The following is a 23,658-nucleotide window of genomic DNA, read 5'->3' on the forward strand; positions in this document are numbered from 1 at the left end:
TTTGGAAACATATTGGCAAACTATTATTTTCAAATTAACCGATTAATTTAACTTGTTCATTATTTTTGATGGTATCAGGAAGGTTTCCTTCAGTGCTTTTGCTTTTGTTATCTTACGGCGGTTTTGATTATATCGGTTTCAGTGATGACAGGGGTCTGTAAGGTTTTGTCATCGAAGGTAAAGTTAATCCTGATACTAAAAATTTGAGTAAAAATAATGATTTCAGGAGTGATTAATCCTTGTTGATGCTTTTCATTAGCCGGTCATTTTGATGTGAACATGAAGTTTTGTTATTCAGGCTATCAATCTAAATGTTTCTTAAATAAAACGTAAATATGTTAAAGGTTGATTCTCGAGGTGATCGAGATCAGTTTGTGATATCAGACAATATTTATAATTCTCAATAATCCTGATTAGGAATTTTTTTATAGATTAATATTTGATGTTTGCCGGTGTGGGCGCTTTAGCTGAATTAAAAGAGCACCATCCGACATCACATGGAGAGTGACATATGTTTCCTGCAATGAGCCGTTTTATGGCAGTGCCAGTGCTGCTGACAACATTATTATTCCCCCTGACCCGCGTGGCGGCGCAGCCTTTGCCGACGGTGACCACGGCGACCATCACCACTCAACCTGATGGCGTCAGCCGGACCTATCTCGGGCGTCTTGAAGCTGTTCAGGCCGTCAATGTGACCAGCCGGACGGAAGGATTTATCGCCCGCCGGGCCTTTGAGGAGGGGCAGTTTGTGAATGCCGGCGACGTCTTGTATGAAATCGATCCCGCCTTGCATCAGGCGGCTGTCGCTCAGGCCAAAGCCCAGCTCGACAGCGCCAATGCTACCGCACGCCATGCACAAACCCATCTGAACCGCATACAGCGTCTCGGTGATGCGCGTACCGTCAGCCAGTCTGATGTCGATACCGCGCTGGCTGCCCGTGATACCGCCCGTGCGGCTGTCGCGCAGGCGCAGGCGGCGTTAAAAACGCAGGAACTGCAACTAAGCTATACCCGCATTACGGCGCCCATTGCAGGGCGCATCGGCGTGAGCCATTTTCATACCGGCAGTCTGGTGAATCCGGCCAGCGGTGCACTCACGGAAATCGTGCAGCTCGATCCGGTACGTGTGGTGATTTCAGTGAATGAACGTGATGTTCTCAGTGCCAGCCACAGCAGTGGCACGCTGGAAGACGCTTTCTCTGCCGATAACATGACGCTTTCTCTGCGCTTATCGGACGGTTCACCTTATATGAAAGCGCCCGTGCTGGAATCCCTCGGCAATCGTATTGATGCGCAAACAGGGACCTTGCCGGTCAGGCTGACTGTGGCAAATCCAGACCATCGTTTGCTGCCGGGGGGCACCGTGAATGTGGCCGCAGCGCCGCGTTCCGGACATTCTCTGCCGGTACTGCCTGCGCAGGCTTTGCAGCAAAATGCGGCAGGGCACTTTGTCTTGCTGGTGAATGCCGGACAGCGCGTGGAAGCACGCCCGGTGCGTCTTGGTGCACAAACGGGACACGGCTATTTCGTCATTGAGGGTTTGCAGGGCGGAGAAAAAGTTGTGACAGAAGGCCTGCAATGGATCCGGCCAGGTATGGAAGTGAATGCACGGGCTGCTACGGATGCCCCGGATATGGCCGCGAAGAAACGTTAAGGAATAACGATGCTCCAGCAATTTATTAAAAGACCCCGCTTTGCGGTTGTCATCGCGCTGGTGACGGCGCTGATCGGTGCCGTCGCCCTGAAGGTCATTCCGGTTGAGCAATATCCGGATATCACGCCACCCGTGGTGTCAGTCAGTGCTATTTATCCCGGTGCGAGTGCACGGGACGTAGCGGAATCCGTTGCCGCGCCGATTGAGGCGCAGGTTAACGGTGTCAGTAACATGCTGTATATGTCGTCGAATAGCGGCAATAACGGCAGCTACACCCTGACTATTACGTTCGCCAGCGGTACGGATCCGGATACGGCGGCTGTTGAAGTACAAAACCGTATTTCACAGGTCAGCTCACGTCTTCCGCCGGAAGTGCTGAACACGGGCGTGTCGGTGCGCAAACAGGCTTCTAATATTCTGATGGGCATCAGCCTCCTTTCACCGGAAAATACCCATGACATGCTGTTTATCAGCAACTTTGCCAGCATTCAGTTGCGTGATGCGCTGGCGCGTGTGGATGGTGTAGGTGATGTCCGGGTTTTCGGTTCCCGTGATTACAGCATGCGTATCTGGCTGGACCCGCGCAAAATGGAAGCGCTGGATGTCAGCAGTATGGAAATCAGCGCCGCTATTCAGAATCAGAATGTGCAGGCGGCGGCCGGGCAGATTGGCGCGTCACCGAGTCCGTCAATGCAGCAGCAAACCCTGACCATCAGCGGCGCGGGGCGTCTGAGTTCGCCGGAAGCGTTCGGCAATATTATTGTGCGTAAAAATGCTCATGGCGGTACGGTGCGTTTGCGCGATGTCGCGCGTATTGAACTGGGTGCGCAGGATTATCAGGTGAATGCGACACTGAATCAGACGCCGTCTGCCTTCCTGTCAGTCTATCCCGCACCGGGGGCAAATGCGCTGAATGTGGCGAATGCTGTGCGGGAGGAAATGTCGCGTCAGGCACGCAATTTCCCGGATGATCTTACCTATGAAATCAAATTCGACTCGACTCGTTTTGTCAGTGCTACGCTTGATGAGATTGCCGTTTCACTGGTACTGACCTTCGTCGTCGTCCTGTCGATTGTTTATCTGTTCCTGCAAAGTATGCGGGCGACATTCATCGTCGCACTGACCATTCCGGTGTCTTTACTGGGGACGTTTGCCGTGCTTTATGCCTTTGGCTATTCCGCCAACACCCTCAGCTTATTTGCCATTATTTTGGCGCTGACGGTAGTGGTCGATGACGCCATCGTGGTGGTGGAAAACGTTGAGCGCCTGATGATGGAGGATCCGTCGCTCGGGCGTGTGGCCGCAACCCGCAAAGCTCTGAAGCAAATTGCCGGGCCGGTCATCGCCACTACTGTGGTTCTGCTGGCGGTATTTGTGCCCATTGCGGTTCTGCCGGGTATTACCGGTGCGCTGTATCGTCAGTTTGCTGTCACTCTGTCGGCGGCCGTTGTTCTTTCAAGTATCAACGCGCTGACCCTGACCCCAGCGCTGTGCGCAACCCTTCTCAAGCCGCGACCTGCGAAGCCGGCCCGTGTTTTCCACTGGTTTAATCAGGGGCTGGACGCTGTTCGCGATGTCTATGTGAAAGCCGCACGGGGCATCAGTAAAAATGTGTTCACCAGCGTTGTAACGGTTCTGGTGATCGGCGGAGCCTGTGTATGGGGCTACAGCAGTTTGCCAAAATCCTTCCTGCCGGATGAAGATCAGGGCTACTTCTTCGTGAATGTGCAGTTACCCGACGGGGCGTCATTAAACCGCACCGATGCCGTGCTCGGGCAGATGCAGCAGATTATGCAAAAAGACCCGGCGGTCGAGGATGTGATCGCCATCAGTGGCTTCAGCCTGCTGAGTGGCGGGAGTTCGCCAAACGCCGCATTTGGTATCGTGTTGCTCAAGCCGTGGGGCGATCGCGACAGTGTGGATCAGGTGATTGGTCGCCTGCAACCGGCGATGTCGGGTATTCCCTCTGCAATGATTATGGCAATAAATCCGCCCGCGATTTCCGGATTAGGTACGGCCTCAGGGCTGGATTTACGTTTGCAGGCGTTACAGGGGCAATCGCCACAGGAACTGGCTGTCACCGGACAGGCGCTGATCCAGGCCGCTAACCAGGATCCTCATCTGAGCCGTGTGTTTACTACCTTCAGTGCATCCGTGCCGGAAATCGCCCTGAGTGTGGATCGTGACCGTGCGGCGCTGTTACAGGTACCGGTCAGCCGTATTTTCGGTACGTTGCAGACATCACTTGGTGGCGTGAACGTCAGCGATTTCATCATCAATAACCGCCTGTTTAATGTGCAGATGCAAAACGAAATGGAAGATCGCCAGCGCGCAGACCAGATATCCACACTCACGGTACGCAGCGACAACGGCTCACTGGTTAGCCTGGCGAAGATGGTTGAACTGACACCGTCGCTGGGTGCACCGTTTATCACGCAATATAATCAGTTCCCTTCACTGGCTATCAGCGGCTCGGCGGCACCCGGCATCAGTTCCGGTGAGGCGATGGCGCAGATGGAACATATCCTGAGCGAGAAGCTGCCTGCGGGTTACGGCTATGAATGGACCGGCATGTCATTGCAGGAAATTCAGGCTGGTGGCCAGGCCATCCTTATCTATGCCGCGGCACTGCTGTTTGCGTATCTGTTTCTGGTGGCGCAATACGAAAGCTGGAGCATTCCTCTTGTTGTGATGATTTCTGTGATTTTCGCGGTGTTTGGTGCAATCGGCGGCCTGCACATGGCGGGGCTGAGCAACGACGTATATGCTCAGATTGGTATGGTCTTGTTAATCGGCCTCGCGGCGAAAAATGCCATTCTGATTGTTGAATTCTCAAAAGCCAGAAGAGAAGAGGGGGCATCTGTCAGCGAAGCGGCGCAGGACGGCGCGAAACAGCGTTTCCGTGCGGTAATGATGACGGCAATCTCGTTCATTCTCGGGGTGTTACCGCTGGTCATGGCATCCGGTGCAGGTGCCATGAGTCGGCATATCATCGGCGTTACGGTGTTCAGTGGTATGTTGCTATCCACGACGGTGGGGATCCTGTTTATTCCGGCGCTGTATCTGCATATCCAGCGTCTGCGTGAGTGGGTGAAATCTCGCTAAGGATCCGGCCAGCTTCAGGAGAGAAAGGCTTGCGTAAAACGATCGTGACAACTCAGGGTCTGAAAATTGTTGTAATGATGGCGATGCTGGTAGTGATCTTCGCGGGGATTAAATCTGCTGCAGATATCATCGTGCCCTTTATTCTGGCGCTGTTTCTGGCTTTCGTATTGAATCCGCTGATTGTCTTACTGGAAAAATGGCGGGTGCCCCGGGCACTCGCTGTTTTGCTGGTGGCAACGCTGGTTATTTGCATGATGGTTTTTCTGACCACCAAACTGCTGGTGACGCTCAATGAATTTGCCCGCACATTGCCACAATATCGCGGGCTTATTGTCGACAAACTCAGTGATATTGAGGCCAGGTTTCCGCAAAGCGAACTGACGTTATCTCCCGAGCAACTGGCCAGTTACATCGATCCGGCGGCGACGCTGAATATGGTCAGTAAGTTAATCAGCTATTTGTCCAACGCCATGGCCGGTCTGTTCTTACTGCTGATGACCGTGGCATTCATGCTGCTTGAAGTCCCGCAACTGCCCTACAAAGTGGAGCAGATGTCTGAGGACCCGGGCAAAGGAATGGCTAATATTCAGCGTGCCCTGGACAGCGTGACACGCTATCTGGTGATCAAAACGCTGATAAGTGTGGTGACGGGGCTGGCAGTTTGGGCCTTGCTGGCAGTTACCGGCATCCGTTTTGCGTTCCTGTGGGGGATGCTGGCTTTCGCCCTGAATTACATTCCCAATATTGGTTCTTTTATCGCGGCTATTCCGCCGATCATTCAGGCATTTTTGTTTAACGGTTTCAGTGAAGGGTTGATCCTGGCAGGGGGCTATATCCTCATCAATCTGATTTTCGGCAGCATTATTGATCCGAAAATTCTGGGGCGCGGATTGGGGTTATCGACGCTTGTGGTCTTTATGTCGCTGATATTCTGGGGATGGCTGATGGGGCCGGTCGGCATGTTGCTTTCGGTGCCGCTGACGATTGTGCTCAAGATAGCCCTTGAACCTACGGCGGCAGGTCACAAAATTGCCGTGCTTCTGGGCGATGGTCCGCCAGAACATAAAAGTTAGCTTTTCTCTTCAAAATGATGAGCAAACATTTCAATTTTTTTATGCATTAAGCGAATCACTGAAAGCAGGATGTTTGTGATTTTTGTGGGAGTCGCGTGACGAGAAATTATGCTTGTCATTGGTGAGGCTGCTCAAGATGAGTCTGCTAACATTAAGGCCATCGTCGGCTTCTGTCGTCATAGTGCAACCTGGCGAGAGAGAAGGGATAAAAACAAGATTTTTAAAAAGATGGGTGAAGAATATCATGATATAAAATGCCCTGAATTATCAGGGCATTTAGGGTTTTTGCAGGTTTAGCTATAAGTTTTGTAAATCATCTGCAAGTCGTCTTTAATTTGTCGGCTGATTGGCGTCGCAGAAATATCATCAATGGGCCAGAATAAATACTTTATCAGGTTGTAAATGAAACAAAATTCCAGCCGGTTACGGACTTTGATTTTCTGCGCCAGATGTCGTTTATGGACATATACTGTACGGCTGCTGATGTTTAATTTTCTGGCAATGCGGTAGTTCGGCATCTCAGACATCCAGTAGCTCATTACCAGAATTTCCTGATCGCTAAGTAACATTTTTGGCAAACCGAAGTTATTTATCGGCATAAATGCTTCGGGATCTGCTGCAATCTGCTGCAAGAGGGAGGTGAGTGCCTGCTTGTTGAGAATAGAGACTTCGCGGGTAACGGCAATCGGTGTTTCAGAATCCGGGTAACTGGCGTCAACGTAGCAGTATATTCGGGCGCTTTGACAAAATTCAAAAAACGCTTTTAATTCCTCAGATACTTCTGCGTTATGGCAATGGTTTGTCATATTCACAAGAATAATATCAGGTTGAAATTCAGGAATTAGATTGAGGGAGTGAGAAATATTCACAGTGTCGATAATATCGAGGCTGTTATTTTCAATAAGATAAGAGAAAATTCCTAAACGCGTAAAACCACAGGGTTCAATTATACAAATTTTCATACCACGTCCTTGTCATGCGTAACATTACGCGCCGAAACCACTCCTGTGATTTCTGTATCCAGCATAGATTCTTTTCTATAATGCTGTCAATTCGTAAATTCCAGTCTATTGATCTTGTTCAAACTGGAATTGAAAAATCGTATCGTTAATAAAATGATAACCCTCGATAAATATTCACGAGGGTTGAAATTATTTTACGTTAATTGAACCGCGTAAGAGAAAAGGGGGTGAGATCAAAAGGAATAGGATGATTGTTACCGAAGTGAGTAACTATTTCCCCTAATACGCTGGCGAATTTAAAACCGTGACCACTTAATCCCGAAATCACTAAGGTATTTTCTCTGTCCGGCAGGGTATCAATAATGAAATCTTCATCAGTCGTCATGTCATAAGTGCATGACGCACCACGCAAACTGACACCTACACCCGGCAGGAAATGGCGGAAGAAATTGAAGGACTCTGTGCCATCCTGACTGACGCTGCCATAAGGTTTACGCTGCTCGGGTTCCGTTATCCATTGACCACCGTTATGCTTACCTAACTTAAGTTCATCCTTCACTGAGGGGAATCCGTAGTACTGATCGCCCTGCAGAGTTTCGAGCGTAAAGGCTGGAAAATGGTTTTCTTCACTGTAGCGGCCATCTGCATGGAACCAGGCAAACACCTTACGCAGAGGTTTCACGGGTAATTCCGGGAGGATTTTCGTGACCCAGGTTCCCGCCGTTACTACCAGTTTGGCCCCGCGGTAGACTCCGTCAATCGTTGAGACTTCAATGCCATCATCCAGCCAGTTAATACTTTCAACGGGACAGTTGAATAATTGCGCACAACCCGCTTCCCGTGCGAGACGAATGTATGCCGCAACCGCCATTTCACTTTGCAGAAAACCCGAGTTGGGTTCGTATACACCGCAATAGCCGTCCTGCAGCGTGAACAGAGGCCACTTTTCACGAATTTCAGCCGCACTGAGGGATTGTATGACGAGGTTGTAGGTTTCTGCGCTGTTCTTAACGTTACCGATAAATTCAGAGTTTTCAGGACCAATATTCAGGACGCCGCTACGATGGAAAATCTTATCGCTGCTCAGTTCTGCCAGCTCATCCCAAAGCGTTTGAGCTCTCAGCAGCATTGGCACATAACGGGAACCTTCGCCGTAAGCGTGGCGGATAAGGCGTGTTTCGCCATGGTGACTGCCCGCCTGATGGGGTGGCATTGCGCTATCTATCATCAGCACTTTCAAGCCGGAACGGGTGGCGTAGTAGCCTGCGGCTGAACCGACCGAACCGCTGCCTACGATAATGAGATCGTAATCCATAATTCAAACGTTCCTGTGGTAAGAATTTTTAACAAACTGGCTACTGGCATGATAGAGAGTTTAAGGCGAAGAAGGCAAGCAGCGCGGAGGCAAAGAAAAAGGCACCAGGATAAATCGCTGGTGCCTCAGACTGGCAGGTAAAGATTAGTGTTTTCGGTGATCACTGTATTCGTACTCGTTAGATTCTATCTTTTCGATGCCGGCTTCAAGAATGTTAATGAGTTGCCGTGCAACGTCGGTAGTTAACCACAAGGTTCTGTCTACCTGAGCATCCTCGGGTGTCTGGTCTTTTGAAGACAGGTAATGAAGGCGTATCATCATGGCATCATAAGAGTCGACGGTACTGATATCCCAACCAACAAGCGGGTGTGTCTGAATAACTTCATCATTTCTGTCCATATAGACCCCTTATATTGTAGTGACTGACGTGAGTGACTATCTGAGGATCAAGGCGGCTCATTATCATGTGAGCAATTTCAGTATAAACAGATAAACCGATTTATGGAGTGATTTAAGCGTATTAAATTGTAAATAATTTGTGTTGATTATTTATTCAGCGGAATAATCTGAGATTAACTTAAATTTTATTTTTCAGAAGAGTCTGTTTTATGCAGTAAAAAAGAATAAAAAACCGGACTGCGACGCCCGGTGAAATACACCAATAGCCTTGCGGCGTGGTTTTAATAAACCTGATTATTATAGATAGGGAGTAAAAAGTGAATGGCTTTTCAGGGATTTCATCGGGTTACTCATCGTTCTGATTTGAGAACCAGTCATCAGCGCTTTCCCAGGTTTCCTGAAGAATTTCCTCGATAAGGTCACGGTCAGTTTTTGCGCCACCCAAAACGGACAGGCTATTTGCCCCCGCATAGCGGACCTGAATTTTATTTTCGCGGTCAGAAAACTGTTTGTTAATTCTTTTACTCAATTCACCTGATAACGCGTCCAGCGCGCCAGCAGGCAGAGGCTTGGTTTTATCGATTGTGACTTCAACACGCATAGGACCTCCTGAATAGATTTGACTGTATATTTATACAGTCAAATCATGATCAGTGCAATACACGCTTGTGAGAATTTGTATTTAGTTCGACGTCACTTTCCAGTTCAGTGTCTGACCTGCGAGGAATGGCACAACAGATTCATTGCCCAACGCAATTTCTTCCGGCTGCGTCACCGGTATACGAGACATTTCGATGAAGTCTTCATTGAGCGGCAGGCCATAGAAACGCGGGCCGTTAAGGGAGCAAAACGCCTCAAAGTGTTGCAGTGCATCCATTTCTTCAAAGACGGTCGCATAAGCCGATAACGCCAGTGGGGCATTGAAGCAACCTGCACATCCGCAGCTCGATTCTTTACGGTCTTTGGTGTGCGGCGCAGAGTCGGTACCGAGGAAGAAGCGATCCGCGCCGCTGGCGATGACCTCACGCAATGCTTCCTGATGAACGTTGCGTTTGAGAATGGGGAGACAGAACAGGTGAGGGCGCACGCCGCCAACCAGCATGTGATTGCGGTTGAACATCAGATGTTGCGGCGTAATGGTTGCGCCCAGATACTGATTGCCGGAAAGAACATACTGCGCGGCTTCTTTGGTGGTGATGTGCTCGAAGACAATTTTCAATTCAGGGAACTGACGACGCACCGGATCCATCACTTCATCAATGAAGCGGGCTTCACGATCAAAAATATCAACATGGTTGTGAGTGACTTCACCGTGGATCAGCAAAGGCATACCGATTTTCTGCATACGTTCCAAAACAGGGTAAATCATTTTGGTATCAGAAACGCCATGCTGGGAATTTGTTGTCGCGTTCGCCGGATACAGTTTTGCTGCTGTGAACACGCCTTGCTCGAAACCGCGGGCAATTTCTTCCGGATCCAGAGAATCGGTCAGATAGCAGGTCATCAGAGGGGTAAAATTATGTCCGACAGGCAACGCGGCCATAATACGTTCACGATATGCTATCGCAGCCGCCACGGTGGTTACGGGAGGACTCAGGTTTGGCATGACAATCGCACGACCAAATACTTCACTGGTGAAAGGTAACACCGTGCTGAGCATTTGGTCGTCACGAAGGTGAATATGCCAGTCATCTGGACGGCGGATTTTCAAAACTTGCGGTGTTGCGGTCATCAGGCAAAACTCCGGCATTGAGAGACAAGATATTGGGATCAGGTGCGGTAATGGGAGCATTAACGGCGGGGAACAAGAATAAGCGTAAAAGCGATGTGTTGCATCTGTTAAATAAAGTTCGTATTGAAATCAATGTGTCGAAAGGTTCATAGTGGGGACAGATTTTAGTCAGAGTGCTTACCGGTTCGCCGCTAAGCATGACCAAAAAAACAGGAGAACCATTATGGAAATCAGAGTTGTTGCCACTATTGTCGCTAAAAAAGAGTTTACGGCAAAAGTGACAGAAGCGTTGCTTGACGTAATTGAACCAAGCCGACAGGAAGTAGGGTGCCTGCAATATGAGTTGCATCAGGATCTCGATACAGAAGGGACTTTTGTTTTCTACGAGCGATGGGCCTCTGAAGAAGCGCTGAATCAGCACAACAAAACTGAACATTTCCAGCATTTTGCAAAAAGCCTGGAAGGTAAACTGGAGGAACTCACGATTCGCCGGTTGAAAAGTCTGGCCTGATGAGATTGAATCTTCAACAGTTTCTATAAAAAAACCCGCCGAGGCGGGTTTTTTTAGACTGAGTGGTCAGCGATTACTCGGCTGGCATCTCAGGTTTGGTGGCCGGGGCTGTTGCAGTGGTGGCTGCCGCATGGCCGCCTGCAGAGCCCTTACCCTCAAAGTTGAACTCAGGGCGAATCCAGTCACTGTGACGAGGTGGCTCTGGCACATAGGCAGGTGCTGGCGCCTTCGTCATTGGCGCGGTTGCGAGGTGCTTGAAGCGAGGTGCAACAACCGCAGCTTCAGTACCTGCCGGAGCGGCTGCGACTGGCGCAGTTTCCACAGCAGGTTTAACTTCAGCAACAGGTTCAGCTTTCACTTCGGGTTCGGCGACTGGCGCAGGTGCCTGAACTTCAGATGCAGCGAGAACATCTGTGGGTTCAACGATCGCAGGCTCGAGCGCTTCTGGCGCAACATCAACCACAGGTGTTTCTGCAACAGGTTCAGCTGTTGCCGGTTCGACCAGCACTGGCTCGTCGGCTACAGGTTGTGCAACGTCTGCTGCTGCGATTTCGGCCGGCACCTCTTGTGGTGCAGCGTCAACAACATCATTGACAGGCTCTGCGACTGGCTGTTGCGTAACTTCAGTGATGTCAGATATGACCGGTGTATTCGCCTGTGCAATCTCGACCTGCTCAGTCAGCACTTCAGGAGTTTCTGTTTCAGTAACCTGTTGTTCAGAGGACTGAGCAACCGGATAAGTGACCCAGACTTTACCCGAAGCCATTTCCGGAGAAACGAACGCACCTGCAAGTGGCATTGGTGACTGGGTCGGATAACGCTCATCACGATAACGACGACGACGTTGGCCGCTTACACGCAGATGGCGTGGAGAACGACGTGAACGACGTGGCATGCCATTTTCACGGGCGTTGTCATTCTGATTATCTTCGCTATCAGCAACGTTTGCGGTTTCAGCATCAGAAGGTTCCTGCTCAGCAATCGCTGGCGCCGCAGGGCGAGTGCCGGTGATCAATAACTGAGCTGCAGCTTCTTCTTCATGATCTACTTCTGCTTCAGATTCGAAACGGATTTTATGCGACAACTGACGACGCTGACGGCGCTGAGTTGGCTGACGATCTTCCTGCTCAGTGTCATCGGCAACCACCGGAGCAGCAACTTGTTCGACAACTGCGACATCCTGAACTTTCTCTTCAGTTTGTGGTTTACGCTTGTCTTCAGAACGGCGACGCGAACGTTCACGGCGAGGCTGTTGCTGCTGTTCTTCACGAGCGACAGTTTCAACTTCTTCGCTACGGGTTTCGGTAACAACCTGTTCCTGATTACGGCGGCCACGGCGCTGCTGATCATCACGCTGTTCGCGATTATTTTCGCGGGTATCACGGCTTTCACCACGATTATCACGATTGTTGTCACGACCTTCGCCACGTTCACCACGATTACCGCGGTCATTGCGCTCACCGCGTTCTCCGTTGCGATCACGACGTCCGCCCTGGCGGCGTTGATTACGGCGTTCGTTGTTACGACGGTTTTCCGTTTCAGTAGCTTCCGGCGTCTCTTGCGGTGCTTCAACAGGTTTAACTTCCTGCTGTGGCTCCGGTGCGAACAAGCTTTTCAAACCACTCAGAAGGCGGCTGACAAACCCTGATTTCTCAGCAACAGGTGTCGCAGGCGCATTAACTGTTGCCGTTCTGGTTTTAACCGGTTCTTCGGTCACTGCTGCCTGCTCAAAGCTGGATGGAGGCGCTTCGCTTTGCAGCGCAAACGCAGCCAGTGCCGGTTGCTCAGGACGACGACGTTCAGTCGGCAACTCTTCTGAAGGTTGCAGCATTTCCGCTTCATGAATCTGTGGCAGCAAATAGCTCAGTGCAGAAATTTCTTCGCCTTTACGAACGCGAAGAACATGGTAGTGCGGAGTTTGCATCTGATCGTTAGGCACGATCACTGCACGCACACCACCCTGACGTTTCTCGATGGCATTCACCGATTCACGTTTTTCGTTCAGCAAGTAAGAAGCGATTGGCACCGGAACGATGGCATGCACTTCTTTAGTATTTTCTTTCAGTGCTTCTTCTTCGATCAAGCGCAGAATCGACAGTGACAGAGATTCGTTGTCACGGACGGTACCAGTACCTGCACAACGCGGGCAGATATGGTGCGTTGATTCACCCAATGACGGGCTGAGGCGCTGACGGGACATTTCCAGCAAACCGAAACGGGAAATGCGACCGATTTGAATACGGGCGCGGTCCTGACGAACGGCATCACGCAGACGGTTTTCTACTTCGCGCTGATGGCGAACAGGTGTCATGTCGATGAAGTCGATAACAATCAGACCACCGAGGTCACGCAGGCGTAACTGACGGGCAATTTCATCTGCAGCTTCAAGGTTGGTGTTGAATGCGGTTTCTTCGATATCGCCGCCGCGGGTTGCACGCGCGGAGTTGATGTCGATAGCGGTCAGCGCTTCGGTGCTGTCGATAACAATAGAGCCACCGGAAGGCAGACGGACTTCGCGCTGGAAAGCGGATTCAATCTGCGATTCGATTTGGTAATGACTGAACAGCGGAATTTCGCCAACATACGGCTTAATTTTGCTGCTGAAATCAGGACGACCCAGAGCAGCAATATGTTCTTTTGCCAGCTCGAGGACTTTCGGGTTATCGATGAGGATCTCACCGATGTCCGGGCGCAGGTAATCACGAAACGCACGAACGATAACGTTGCTTTCCTGATGGATCAGGAATGGCGCAGGGCGGCCTTCAGCGGCTTTCTTGATCGCATCCCAATGCTTAAGACGGAAAGTCAGGTCCCACTGCAGAGCTTCTGCGGATTTACCGACACCGGCAGTACGCACAATCAGTCCCATGCCATCAGGCAGTTGCAGGGAAGACAAGGCTTCTTTCAGTTCAGTACGGTCATCGCCTTCAATACGGCGGGAAATACCCCCTGCGCGTGGATTGTTTGGCATCAGAACCAGATAACTACCGGCCAGACTGATAAACGTCGTCAGTGCTGCGCCTTTATTTCCACGCTCTTCTTTATCTACCTGAACAATGACTTCCTGGCCTTCGCGCAACACATCTTTGATGTTCGGGCGGCCATGGGAAGAATAATTGCTTGGGAAATATTCGCGGGAAATTTCTTTCAGAGGGAGGAAACCATGTCGTTCCGCGCCGTAATCTACGAATGCTGCTTCCAGACTTGGCTCAATGCGGGTGATTTTACCTTTGTAAATATTCGCTTTTTTCTGCTCATGGCCCGGACTTTCAATATCCAAATCATACAGCCGCTGTCCATCTACGAGGGCAACGCGCAACTCTTCTTGCTGAGTTGCGTTAATCAACATTCTTTTCATCTTAACTTACTCATTATTATTCCATTATTGACAGAGCTGCGGGCAAAATGACCTCATGACCGGATAAACCGTTGGCCCCGAGTCTTCTCGCAAATCGTCAACCTCACGGCTGTCGCTTGCATAGGGGCGCATTATTTCGGTAAGTCTGCTTTTGCTGTATTAAAGACACCAGCGTTGTGAAAGCAGCACTTTTATTAGGGGAATAGCTTCTGAATTTGCGTTAACAGATCTCATTCCATTCGCCGGCCAAGCTGCAACCCGCAGCCCGCTAATTGCTTGATTTCACATTACGTCTTACGCCATTGCTGCGTTTTTGTGCGATCAGGCAAATCTATAATTCCTGCGTTTTCCCTAACTTAAGAGAAACAACGCCGAAAGTGACTTCATTATTCCATTGCAGGCACTGTGATAGCAAGGTGACTTTTCCCAAGCAGGTAAGATATTTACCTCAATGAGAGATGCGCCGCATTGTCAGAACCTGAGCTTTCTTAAAAAACAGGGGGAGTGAGAAGGTTTTCCTGTGCTGTTACTGGTAAAGTAAAAGTTAAGCACATAAAAATCAGTGGCGCGAACCGTGCCGGATATTTAGAATCGCGAGCCATGAAAACTGAGAATCCAACTGTACAATTAATCCCCATTTCTGACGACGAAGCTGGTCAGCGTATCGACAACTTCTTACTTAAAATCCTTAAGGGCGTGCCGAAGAGCATGATCTATCGCATCGTGCGTAAGGGTGAAGTGCGGGTAAATAAGAAAAGAATTAAGCCGGAATATAAATTAATTGCCGGTGATGAAGTGCGTGTCCCGCCCGTTCGTGTTGCTGAACGTGATGAAGCGCCTGTTTCTGCAAAGCTGGATAAAGTCGCCGCGCTGGCGGATTGCATCTTATATGAAGACGATCATTTGCTGATCCTTAATAAACCTTCCGGCACTGCCGTACACGGCGGCAGTGGTTTAAGTTTCGGCGTGATTGAAGGCCTGCGTGCGCTGCGTCCGGATGCTCGTTTTCTGGAACTGGTTCACCGTCTGGACCGTGATACTTCCGGTGTTTTGCTGGTCGCCAAGAAACGCTCTGCACTGCGTTCCTTACATGAGCAACTGCGTGTGAAAAGCATGCAAAAGGATTATCTGGCGTTGGTCCGGGGTGAATGGCCGTCACACTGCAAAGTCGTGCAGGCCCCTTTACTGAAAAATATTCTGCAAAGCGGCGAACGTATTGTCAGGGTTAATGCCGAAGGCAAGCCTTCAGAAACGCGCTTCAAAATTGAAGAACGTTATGAGTTTGCAACTCTGGTTAAAGCCAGCCCGGTGACCGGCAGAACCCATCAGATCCGCGTACACGCATTGCATGCCGGACATCCGATTGCGTTTGATGACCGCTATGGTGAGCGTGATTTCGATGCAAAACTGTCCGGAACAGGCCTCAATCGTTTATTCCTGCATGCGGCGGCGTTGCGTTTTGAGCATCCGAACACGGGTGAGACGATGCGTATTGAAGCACCGATGGATGCCAAACTGCGTAACTGCCTGAAAGTTTTACGGGGTAAAACGACAGCACGTTAAAGTGCGAATAGTAAACAGAGGCGCACAGAGTGCGCCTTTTTTATTCCTTTTATAGCAACGGATTGATGCCTTCCTGACGCAACAAGGCGAGCAGGGCAATAAGAGGCAACCCAATCAGCGTGTTCGGGTCGCGTCCTGCCAGACTGTCGAAAAGTGTGATCCCCAGTCCTTCGCATTTAAAGCTCCCGGCACAGTCATAAGGTTGTTCGCGATGCAAATAACCGGTAATTTCTTCATCAGTTAATGACCGGAAGGTCACGTCAAATGTTTCACATAAAGTCTGCGCCGTTTGTGTTTCGCCGTTATACAGGCTCAGGCCGGTGTAAAACGTCACTGTCTTGCCACTGGCAGCACGCAACTGGTGGAATGCGTTATCAAACGTGTGCGGTTTGCCGGTTATTTTTCTGTCAATCACGCAGACCTGATCAGAACCGATTATCAGGTGTTCAGGATACAAAGCTGCAAGCACGCTGGCTTTGCTGTAAGCCAGACGCTGCACCAGTTCGGCGGGTTTTTCGTCCCGACCCGGCGTCTCATCAATGGCGGGTGAGGCGCAGGAAAATACCAGGCCGGCTTTATCGAGAAGGGCCTTGCGGTAAACCGATGTTGAAGCCAGAAGTAATTTTTTTTGATGTGCTGACATAATTTTTTTTCACAAAGCGTAGCGTTATTGAATCGCACATTTTAAACTGTCGGCCGCTGCGGAAGCGAATATTGGTGAAAGGTGCGGTTTTAAGGCCTTTTTCTTTGACTCTCTGTCGTTACAAAGTTAATATGCGCGCCCTATGCAAAAAGTAAAATTACCCCTGACCCTTGATGCGGTTCGCACTGCCCAGAAGCGTTTAGACTATACAGGTGTCTATACTGCTGATCAGGTTACGCGTGTTGCCCAATCAGTGGTCAGTGTGGATTCTGATATACAAACCTCTTTGTCGTTTAATATCGACAAACAGCGTCTGGCTGTGATTACCGGCCACTCCGATGTTGCTGTCACTCTGGAATGCCAGAGATGCGGTAAGACGTTTGAACATCAGGTTCACACAACATATTGTTTTAGTCCTGTCCAGAATGATGAACAGGCTGAGGCATTACCGGAAGCGTACGAGCCGATCGAAGTCGATGATTTTGGCGAAGTTGATTTGCTGGCAATGATTGAAGACGAAATTATTCTTTCACTGCCTGTCGTGCCGGTACATGAATCTGAACACTGTGAAGTGTCCGAAGCGGACATGGTATTCGGTAAACTGCCTGAAGAGGCGGAGAAACCAAATCCATTTGCCGTATTAGCGAGTTTAAAGAAAAGTACTTAAGGAGTAAGGTCCATGGCCGTACAACAGAATAAACCAACCCGTTCTAAACGTGGCATGCGTCGTTCACATGATGCTCTGACCACTTCCACTCTGTCTGTGGACAAGACTTCTGGTGAAACTCACCTGCGTCACCACATCACTGCCGACGGTTTCTACCGCGGTCGCAAGGTAATCGGCTGATATTTGTCTGCAACTTATTCACGTGATAAGTGCTGGCAAGGCGATACCTTGACTCGTCTAACCATCGCGTTAGATGTAATGGGCGGAGATTTCGGTCCTTCCGTCACAGTGCCTGCTTCATTGCAGGCACTGATCTCTAATTCTGAATTAGACCTCCTTCTGGTCGGCGATCCCGACGCAATCACACCTTTCTTAGCCAAAGCCGATCCTTCTTTAACAGAACGAATTCGGATAATTCCTGCTGAATCAGTTATAGCCAGCGATTTACGTGCGTCGCAAGCTATACGGGCCAGTAAAGGAAGCTCGATGCGTGTGGCGTTGGAACTGATCAAGAGTGGTGACGCACTGGCGTGTGTCAGTGCCGGGAATACCGGCGCACTGATGGGATTAGCCAAGCTGGTTGTCAAGCCGCTGGATGGCATTGAGCGCCCGGCGTTGATGAGCGTGCTACCTAACCAGCAACGTAGTAAAACTGTGGTGCTGGATCTGGGCGCCAACGTTGAGTGCGACAGCACGATGTTGGTCCAGTTTGCCGTGATGGGGGCTGTGATGGCCGAACAGGTGGTGGGGATCACGAATCCCCGCGTTGCCTTGCTCAATATCGGCGAAGAGGAAAGCAAAGGGCTGGATAATATCCGTGAAGCCGCCGCGATTTTAAAAAATACCGCACTAATCAACTATATCGGTTATCTTGAAGGTAACGACCTTCTGACCGGTAAAACAGATGTGATGGTGTGTGACGGCTTTGTGGGTAACGTTACGCTCAAGACCATGGAAGGTGTAATAAGGATGTTTTTGTCACTGTTAAAATCCTCGGGAGAGGGTGGCAAGAAGGCCTGGTGGTTGAAATGGTTAGGTCGGATTCTGCAGAAAAAATTGCTAAAGCGTTTTAGCCATCTCAATCCCGACCAGTATAATGGCGCATGTTTGTTAGGATTACGGGGCATCGTTATTAAAAGCCACGGCGGAGCAAACCAGCGTGCGTTTGCTGTTGCTATCGAACAGGCTGTGCAGGCGGTGCAGCGGCAAGTCCCTCAGCGGATTGCCGCGCGCCTTGAAGCTGTATTACCCAAGAGTGACTGATCGTACATGTATACAAAGATTCTCGGTACGGGGAGCTATTTGCCCGTGCAAGTTCGGACTAATGCCGACTTAGAAAAAATGGTGGATACCTCCGACGAGTGGATCGTCACACGTACGGGTATTCGTGAACGTCGTATCGCTGCACCGGATGAGACTGTGGCCACAATGGGCCTGCACGCTGCTGAAAAAGCACTTGAAATGGCCAGCGTCAGCGCAAGCGACGTAGGTTTGATCATTGTTGCAACAACCTCATCTTCACATGCATTCCCGAGTTCAGCCTGCCAGGTGCAGAATATGCTCGGCATCAGGGATTGCGCAGCGTTCGATCTGGCGGCGGCATGTGCAGGTTTCACCTATGCGCTGAGCGTTGCCGATCAATACATTAAAAACGGTGCTGTAAAATACGCGCTGGTGATTGGATCTGATGTGCTATCCCGTAAACTCGATCCTGAAGATCGTGGCACGGTGATCCTCTTTGGAGATGGCGCTGGCGCAGTATTGCTGGGAGCTTCCGAAGAGCAAGGCATCATCTCCACTCACATGCATGCCGATGGTCATTACGGTAATCTGTTGACGTTGGCGTACCCTAGCCAGTCAGAACCAGAAAAACCTGCTTATGTCACTATGGCGGGTAATGAAGTCTTCAAAGTCGCGGTGACTGAGTTGGCGCACATTGTTGATGAAACCCTGACGGCAAATAATCTCGACCGCTCTGCTCTTGACTGGCTGGTGCCACATCAGGCGAACCTGCGTATCATCAGCGCAACAGCGAAAAAGCTGGGCATGGGCATGGATAAAGTCGTTGTTACGCTCGATCGTCATGGCAATACGTCGGCGGCTTCTGTGCCTGCAGCACTTGACGAAGCGGTCCGGGACGGCAGAATTCAGCGCGGGCAATTAGTGTTGCTCGAAGCATTTGGCGGTGGCTTTACCTGGGGCTCGGCGCTGGTACGTTTTTGATTTAACAGGATGATAAAAATGACAAAAATAGCGGTGGTTTTCCCTGGTCAGGGTTCTCAGACACTCGGTATGCTGGCTGATTTAGCCGCTGCGCATCCGGTGGTTGAAGAAACATTTGCCGAGGCTTCTTCGGCACTGGGGTACGATTTATGGCAGTTGGTGCAGCAGGGGCCGGCTGAAGAACTGAATAAAACCTGGCAGACGCAACCGGCATTGCTGGCCGCTTCTGTCGCCATCTGGCGCGTATGGCAGCAACAGAATGGCACTCAGCCTGTTCTGATGGCTGGCCACAGTCTGGGTGAGTATTCCGCTTTGGTTTGTGCTGGTGTACTGGATTTTAAACAGGCGATTTCTCTGGTTGAACTGCGCGGTAAGCTGATGCAGGAAGCCGTTCCGGCCGGAACTGGCGCGATGTATGCGATCATTGGTCTGGATAATGATGCCATTGCCAAAGCTTGTGAAGAATCTGCACAGGGTCAGGTTGTTTCTCCGGTGAACTTTAACTCGCCTGGTCAGGTTGTGATCGCGGGTAACAAAGAAGCCGTAGAACGCGCTGGTGCAGCATGTAAAGAAGCCGGTGCAAAACGTGCTCTGCCTCTGCCTGTCAGCGTACCTTCACATTGTGCACTGATGAAGCCAGCCGCTGAAAAGATGGCGATTGCGCTCGAAAATGTCACTTTCAATGCGCCACAGTACTCTGTCGTGAATAACGTTGACGTGAAAGTCGAAACGTCTCCTGAAGCGATCCGCAGTGCGCTGGTACGTCAGTTGTACAGCCCGGTTCGCTGGACTGAGTCTGTCGAATACATCGCTGCACAAGGCGTAGAACAGTTATTAGAAGTGGGACCAGGTAAAGTGCTGACCGGTCTGACCAAACGTATTGTTGACACCCTGACGGCTGCCGCTGTGAATGACACGGCAAGTCTGGCAGCGGCGCTTGAACAGTAATAAGAGGATGAGTATGAGCTTCGAAGGCAAAATTGCACTGGTTACCGGTGCCAGCCGTGGTATTGGCCGCGCAATCGCAGAAAAACTGGTTGCTGGTGGCGCGAAAGTGATCGGCACTGCGACCAGCGAGAAAGGCGCAGAAGCGATCGGCGAATATTTAGGCGAGAATGGCAAAGGTATCATGCTCAATGTGGTTGATTCTGCATCTATTGAGCAAGTATTGGCGACGATTCGAGCTGAATTTGGCGAAATTGATATTTTAGTTAATAATGCCGGCATTACCCGTGATAACCTTCTCATGCGTATGAAGGATGATGAGTGGCAGGATATCCTGGATACGAACCTGACTTCAGTGTTTCGGCTGTCAAAAGCTGTCATGCGGGCTATGATGAAGAAACGGTGTGGACGGATTATTACAATTGGTTCCGTTGTTGGCACCATGGGTAACGCAGGGCAGGCGAATTACGCGGCGGCTAAAGCTGGCTTGATTGGTTTTAGTAAGTCTTTGGCACGTGAGGTCGCTTCACGTGGCATTACTGTCAACGTCGTCGCTCCTGGCTTTATTGAGACGGATATGACAAGGGCGTTGACAGATGATCAACGCGCAGGCATTTTGTCATCAGTTCCAGCCAACCGGTTGGGCGATGCCAAAGAAATTGCCAGCGCCGTTGCTTTTTTAGCCTCTGACGAGGCCAGCTACATCACGGGTGAAACATTACATGTCAATGGCGGCATGTACATGATTTAAAAATTACGAAATTATTTGCGTTTTTTGCGGTAAAAACCGCAAAATAGAGCAAATTCGTGGTTTGAACAGCCTGGATTTAGTTGCATCTTTTTCAACATTTTATACACTACGAAAACCATCGCGAAAGCGAGTTTTGATAGGAAATTTAAGAGTATGAGCACTATCGAAGAACGCGTTAAGAAAATCATCGTTGAACAGCTGGGTGTTAAACAGGAAGAAGTAGTGAATGCTGCATCTTTCGTAGACGACCTTGGCGCTGATTCTCTCGACACCGTTGAGCTGGTTATGGCTCTGGAAGAAGAGTTTGATACCGAGATCCCTGACGAAGAAGCTGAAAAAATCACTACTGTTCAGGCAGCAATTGATTTTATCAACGCTAGCCAACAGTAAGCGTACATGCTTTAAGTTTAGATAGTTAGGCGGTCATTTGACCGCCTAAGTTTTTTTTATCCCACGGTATTACTACTTTTTTCCCTCCCTGGAGGACATACGTGTCTAAGCGTCGAGTTGTAGTGACTGGACTGGGCATGCTGTCTCCTGTCGGCAATACTGTAGAGTCCACTTGGAACGCTCTCCTTGCCGGTCAGAGTGGCATCAGCCTGATCGACCATTTTGATACTAGTGCCTACGCAACGCGTTTTGCTGGCTTAGTAAAAGATTTTAACTGTGAAGACTTCATCCCGCGCAAAGATGCCCGCAAGATGGATGCCTTTATTCAGTATGGTATTACTGCCGGTATTCAGGCGATGCAAGACTCCGGGCTTGAGGTAACTGCTGAGAACGCGCCACGCATTGGTGCGGCGATCGGTTCCGGTATCGGTGGGCTTGGTCTGATTGAAGAAAACCATTCCTCATTGGTTAACGGCGGACCCCGCAAAATTAGTCCTTTCTTCGTTCCATCCACTATCGTCAACATGATTGCAGGTCATTTGAGTATCATGTTCGGGTTGCGTGGGCCGAGTATTTCTATTGCAACAGCCTGTACTTCTGGGGTGCATAATATTGGTCATGCAGCACGTATCATCGCTTATAACGATGCCGACGTGATGCTGGCAGGCGGCGCGGAAAAAGCCAGTACCCCGTTGGGCGTCGGTGGATTCGGTGCAGCACGCGCGCTTTCAACGCGCAATGACAATCCTCAGGCGGCGAGTCGTCCGTGGGATAAAGATCGTGATGGTTTCGTACTGGGTGACGGCGCAGGTATTATGGTGCTGGAAGAGTACGAACATGCCCGTAAACGCGGTGCAAAAATTTATGCTGAAATTGTCGGTTTTGGCATGAGCAGCGATGCTTACCATATGACATCACCGCCGGAAGATGGCGCGGGTGCGGCATTGGCGATGGAGAACGCACTGCGTGACGCGGGTGTTTCTGCGGCTCAGATTGGTTACATCAACGCACACGGCACCTCGACTGCGGCGGGTGATAAAGCCGAAGCCCAGGCGGTTAAATCCGTCTTTGGTGCTGATGCGCATAAAGTTATGGTCAGCTCGACAAAGTCGATGACCGGCCATCTCTTAGGCGCAGCGGGTGCGGTGGAGTCCATTTTCACCTTGCTGGCATTACGCGACCAGGCGGTTCCGCCGACCATCAATCTGGATAATCCGGATGAAGGTTGTGATCTGGATTTCGTCCCTCACGAAGCGCGCCAGGTTAAAGATATGCAGTATTCCTTGTGCAACTCGTTCGGTTTCGGCGGTACCAATGGTTCGCTGGTATTCCGTAAGATCTGATCCCGCACAAGCTGTGTTTGTGAAGGCCCGTTAATCGGGCCTTTTTGTTGTCTGAATTAAAGCGAAGACTGAATACAACAATGCGTAAACGGGATGCGTGTTCCTGCTGGCAGCGCGTGTCAATACGATAAAGTAAGAATGCTCTCCTTGATGCGACAGACCGGCTCACGCAGGCTCTGCTGTCAGAGAATCGTGACCATAAGCTCCAGAACCGGAGGAAGTAACCATGTGGATTAATGGTGTGGCGGCCGCGATGTTGTCGGCAAGTGACCGTTCAGTGCAGTTTGGCGACGGTTGCTTTACCACAGCCAGGGTGTCAGACGGTGTGATTGTGTTTCTGGCCGGGCATATTCAGCGTCTGCAACGTGCTGCGTCGGTACTGCGGATTGAAGGTGTGGACTGGACGGCTCTGGAACAGGAAATGGTTCTGGCTGCCGGACAGCAGAAAGAGGCAGTGGTTAAAGCCGTCGTGACGCGCGGGCAGGGCGGCCGAGGTTACAGCGCCGCAGGTTGCTCTGCGCCGACGCGTATTGTTTCTGCGTCTGATTATCCGGTGCATTATCACGCGTGGCGGCAACAGGGCGTGAAACTCGCGCTGAGCCCGGTCACACTGAGTAAGAACCCGTTGCTGGCCGGAATAAAACATCTTAACCGGCTGGAACAGGTAATGATCCGCATGCATCTTGACCAGACAGATGCCAATGAAGCGCTGGTGGTTGACACCTCGGGCTGCCTGGTGGAATGCTGTGCGGCAAATTTATTCTGGCGTAAGGGAAATCAGGTGTTTACTCCGGATTTATCGCAGTCCGGCGTTGATGGTCTTATGCGTCAGCACGTCATCCGCGTACTTGAAGCGACATCCCCCTGGGTTGTGAACATCGTCAGTGAATCTGCGGAAACATTATCAGATGCTGACGAAATCCTGATTTGTAACGCCCTGATGCCCGTTCTGCCGGTGAATCAGGTCGATGACAAATATTACATTTCACGGCGTTTGTGCGATTTCCTGCTCCAGAGCTGTTAA

Annotated in this window: 22 protein-coding genes; 15 read left to right on the forward strand and 7 right to left on the reverse strand. The window is 50.4% G+C overall.

Going from position 1 to position 23,658, the window contains the following annotated elements; translation table 11 throughout:
• Positions 1-511 precede the first annotated feature (511 nt).
• The 4 genes from ABIC79_RS13365 to ABIC79_RS13380 all read left to right on the forward strand — a co-directional run bounded on the left by ABIC79_RS13365 (position 512) and on the right by ABIC79_RS13380 (position 6,129).
• Positions 512-1,654, forward strand: a complete 1,143-nt coding sequence (locus tag ABIC79_RS13365; protein WP_354567364.1) for an efflux RND transporter periplasmic adaptor subunit — start codon at positions 512-514, stop codon at positions 1,652-1,654.
• Positions 1,655-1,663: 9 nt separating this feature from the next.
• The gene (locus ABIC79_RS13370; protein ID WP_354567366.1) at positions 1,664-4,759 is read left to right on the forward strand and encodes an efflux RND transporter permease subunit; all 3,096 of its coding nucleotides are present in this window, start codon (positions 1,664-1,666) and stop codon (positions 4,757-4,759) included.
• A gap of 29 nt (positions 4,760-4,788) precedes the next feature.
• Positions 4,789-5,832, forward strand: a complete 1,044-nt coding sequence (locus ABIC79_RS13375; protein ID WP_126124254.1) for an AI-2E family transporter — start codon at positions 4,789-4,791, stop codon at positions 5,830-5,832.
• 108 nt (positions 5,833-5,940) lie between these two features.
• Positions 5,941-6,129: a hypothetical protein gene (locus ABIC79_RS13380; RefSeq protein WP_041673160.1), complete on the forward strand. Its 189-nt coding sequence runs from the start codon at positions 5,941-5,943 to the stop codon at positions 6,127-6,129.
• Here the strand turns inward: ABIC79_RS13380 and ABIC79_RS13385 are convergent.
• The 5 genes from ABIC79_RS13385 to pyrC all read right to left on the reverse strand — a co-directional run bounded on the left by ABIC79_RS13385 (position 6,126) and on the right by pyrC (position 10,240).
• Entirely contained in the window at positions 6,126-6,794 is a 669-nt protein-coding gene (locus ABIC79_RS13385) for a LuxR C-terminal-related transcriptional regulator (RefSeq protein ID WP_119261815.1), read from the reverse strand. The two genes, ABIC79_RS13380 and ABIC79_RS13385, sit on opposite strands and share 4 nt — an antisense overlap.
• A 199-nt stretch (positions 6,795-6,993) precedes the next feature.
• Positions 6,994-8,109, reverse strand: a complete 1,116-nt coding sequence (gene solA, locus ABIC79_RS13390; protein ID WP_119261814.1) for an N-methyl-L-tryptophan oxidase — start codon at positions 8,107-8,109, stop codon at positions 6,994-6,996.
• A gap of 144 nt (positions 8,110-8,253) precedes the next feature.
• Entirely contained in the window at positions 8,254-8,508 is a 255-nt protein-coding gene (gene bssS, locus ABIC79_RS13395; protein WP_013576258.1) for a biofilm formation regulator BssS, read from the reverse strand.
• Positions 8,509-8,854: 346 nt separating this feature from the next.
• The gene (gene dinI, locus ABIC79_RS13400) at positions 8,855-9,109 is read right to left on the reverse strand and encodes a DNA damage-inducible protein I (protein WP_013576257.1); all 255 of its coding nucleotides are present in this window, start codon (positions 9,107-9,109) and stop codon (positions 8,855-8,857) included.
• An 81-nt stretch (positions 9,110-9,190) separates the two neighbouring features.
• Complete coding sequence (gene pyrC / locus ABIC79_RS13405) at positions 9,191-10,240, reverse strand: dihydroorotase (RefSeq protein WP_119261813.1); 1,050 nt, start codon at positions 10,238-10,240, stop codon at positions 9,191-9,193.
• A gap of 223 nt (positions 10,241-10,463) precedes the next feature.
• Here pyrC and ABIC79_RS13410 point away from each other — a divergent pair, with 223 nt between their 5' ends.
• Positions 10,464-10,751, forward strand: coding sequence for a putative quinol monooxygenase (locus ABIC79_RS13410; RefSeq protein WP_013576254.1), 288 nt, complete (start codon positions 10,464-10,466; stop codon positions 10,749-10,751).
• Between the two features lie 73 nt (positions 10,752-10,824).
• On the opposite strand, the gene rne is transcribed toward ABIC79_RS13410, so the two are convergent.
• Positions 10,825-14,109 carry a ribonuclease E gene (rne, locus tag ABIC79_RS13415; RefSeq protein WP_013576253.1) on the reverse strand — a complete coding sequence of 1,095 codons (3,285 nt, stop codon included), beginning with the start codon at positions 14,107-14,109 and terminating at the stop codon, positions 10,825-10,827.
• Between the two features lie 600 nt (positions 14,110-14,709).
• Between rne and rluC the strand changes: the two genes are divergently transcribed.
• Positions 14,710-15,672: a 23S rRNA pseudouridine(955/2504/2580) synthase RluC gene (gene rluC, locus ABIC79_RS13420; protein WP_013576252.1), complete on the forward strand. Its 963-nt coding sequence runs from the start codon at positions 14,710-14,712 to the stop codon at positions 15,670-15,672.
• Positions 15,673-15,721: 49 nt separating this feature from the next.
• On the opposite strand, the gene ABIC79_RS13425 is transcribed toward rluC, so the two are convergent.
• A complete protein-coding gene (locus ABIC79_RS13425; RefSeq protein ID WP_013576251.1) occupies positions 15,722-16,315 on the reverse strand; it encodes a Maf family protein in 594 nt (197 codons plus the stop codon).
• Between the two features lie 142 nt (positions 16,316-16,457).
• Here ABIC79_RS13425 and yceD point away from each other — a divergent pair, with 142 nt between their 5' ends.
• The 9 genes from yceD (at position 16,458) to pabC (ending at position 23,658) form a co-directional block, all read left to right on the forward strand.
• Positions 16,458-16,982: a 23S rRNA accumulation protein YceD gene (yceD, locus tag ABIC79_RS13430; RefSeq protein ID WP_354567373.1), complete on the forward strand. Its 525-nt coding sequence runs from the start codon at positions 16,458-16,460 to the stop codon at positions 16,980-16,982.
• A gap of 12 nt (positions 16,983-16,994) precedes the next feature.
• Positions 16,995-17,162, forward strand: coding sequence for a 50S ribosomal protein L32 (gene rpmF, locus ABIC79_RS13435; protein WP_013576249.1), 168 nt, complete (start codon positions 16,995-16,997; stop codon positions 17,160-17,162).
• Positions 17,163-17,210: 48 nt separating this feature from the next.
• A complete protein-coding gene (gene plsX, locus ABIC79_RS13440; protein WP_013576248.1) occupies positions 17,211-18,245 on the forward strand; it encodes a phosphate acyltransferase PlsX in 1,035 nt (344 codons plus the stop codon).
• 6 nt (positions 18,246-18,251) lie between these two features.
• Entirely contained in the window at positions 18,252-19,205 is a 954-nt protein-coding gene (locus tag ABIC79_RS13445; protein ID WP_013576247.1) for a beta-ketoacyl-ACP synthase III, read from the forward strand.
• An 18-nt stretch (positions 19,206-19,223) separates the two neighbouring features.
• A complete protein-coding gene (gene fabD / locus ABIC79_RS13450; RefSeq protein ID WP_013576246.1) occupies positions 19,224-20,153 on the forward strand; it encodes an ACP S-malonyltransferase in 930 nt (309 codons plus the stop codon).
• 13 nt (positions 20,154-20,166) lie between these two features.
• Positions 20,167-20,901 (forward strand): 3-oxoacyl-ACP reductase FabG, encoded by a 735-nt coding sequence (fabG, locus tag ABIC79_RS13455; protein WP_013576245.1) that lies wholly within the window; start codon positions 20,167-20,169, stop codon positions 20,899-20,901.
• Positions 20,902-21,054: 153 nt separating this feature from the next.
• Positions 21,055-21,291, forward strand: coding sequence for an acyl carrier protein (acpP, locus tag ABIC79_RS13460; protein ID WP_015690190.1), 237 nt, complete (start codon positions 21,055-21,057; stop codon positions 21,289-21,291).
• A gap of 101 nt (positions 21,292-21,392) precedes the next feature.
• The gene (fabF, locus tag ABIC79_RS13465; RefSeq protein WP_013576244.1) at positions 21,393-22,634 is read left to right on the forward strand and encodes a beta-ketoacyl-ACP synthase II; all 1,242 of its coding nucleotides are present in this window, start codon (positions 21,393-21,395) and stop codon (positions 22,632-22,634) included.
• A gap of 226 nt (positions 22,635-22,860) precedes the next feature.
• Positions 22,861-23,658, forward strand: a complete 798-nt coding sequence (pabC, locus tag ABIC79_RS13470; protein WP_112151609.1) for an aminodeoxychorismate lyase — start codon at positions 22,861-22,863, stop codon at positions 23,656-23,658.

Source organism: Rahnella sp. 2050, assembly GCF_040544515.1.
GTDB classification, from domain to species: Bacteria; Pseudomonadota; Gammaproteobacteria; order Enterobacterales; family Enterobacteriaceae; genus Rahnella; species Rahnella aceris.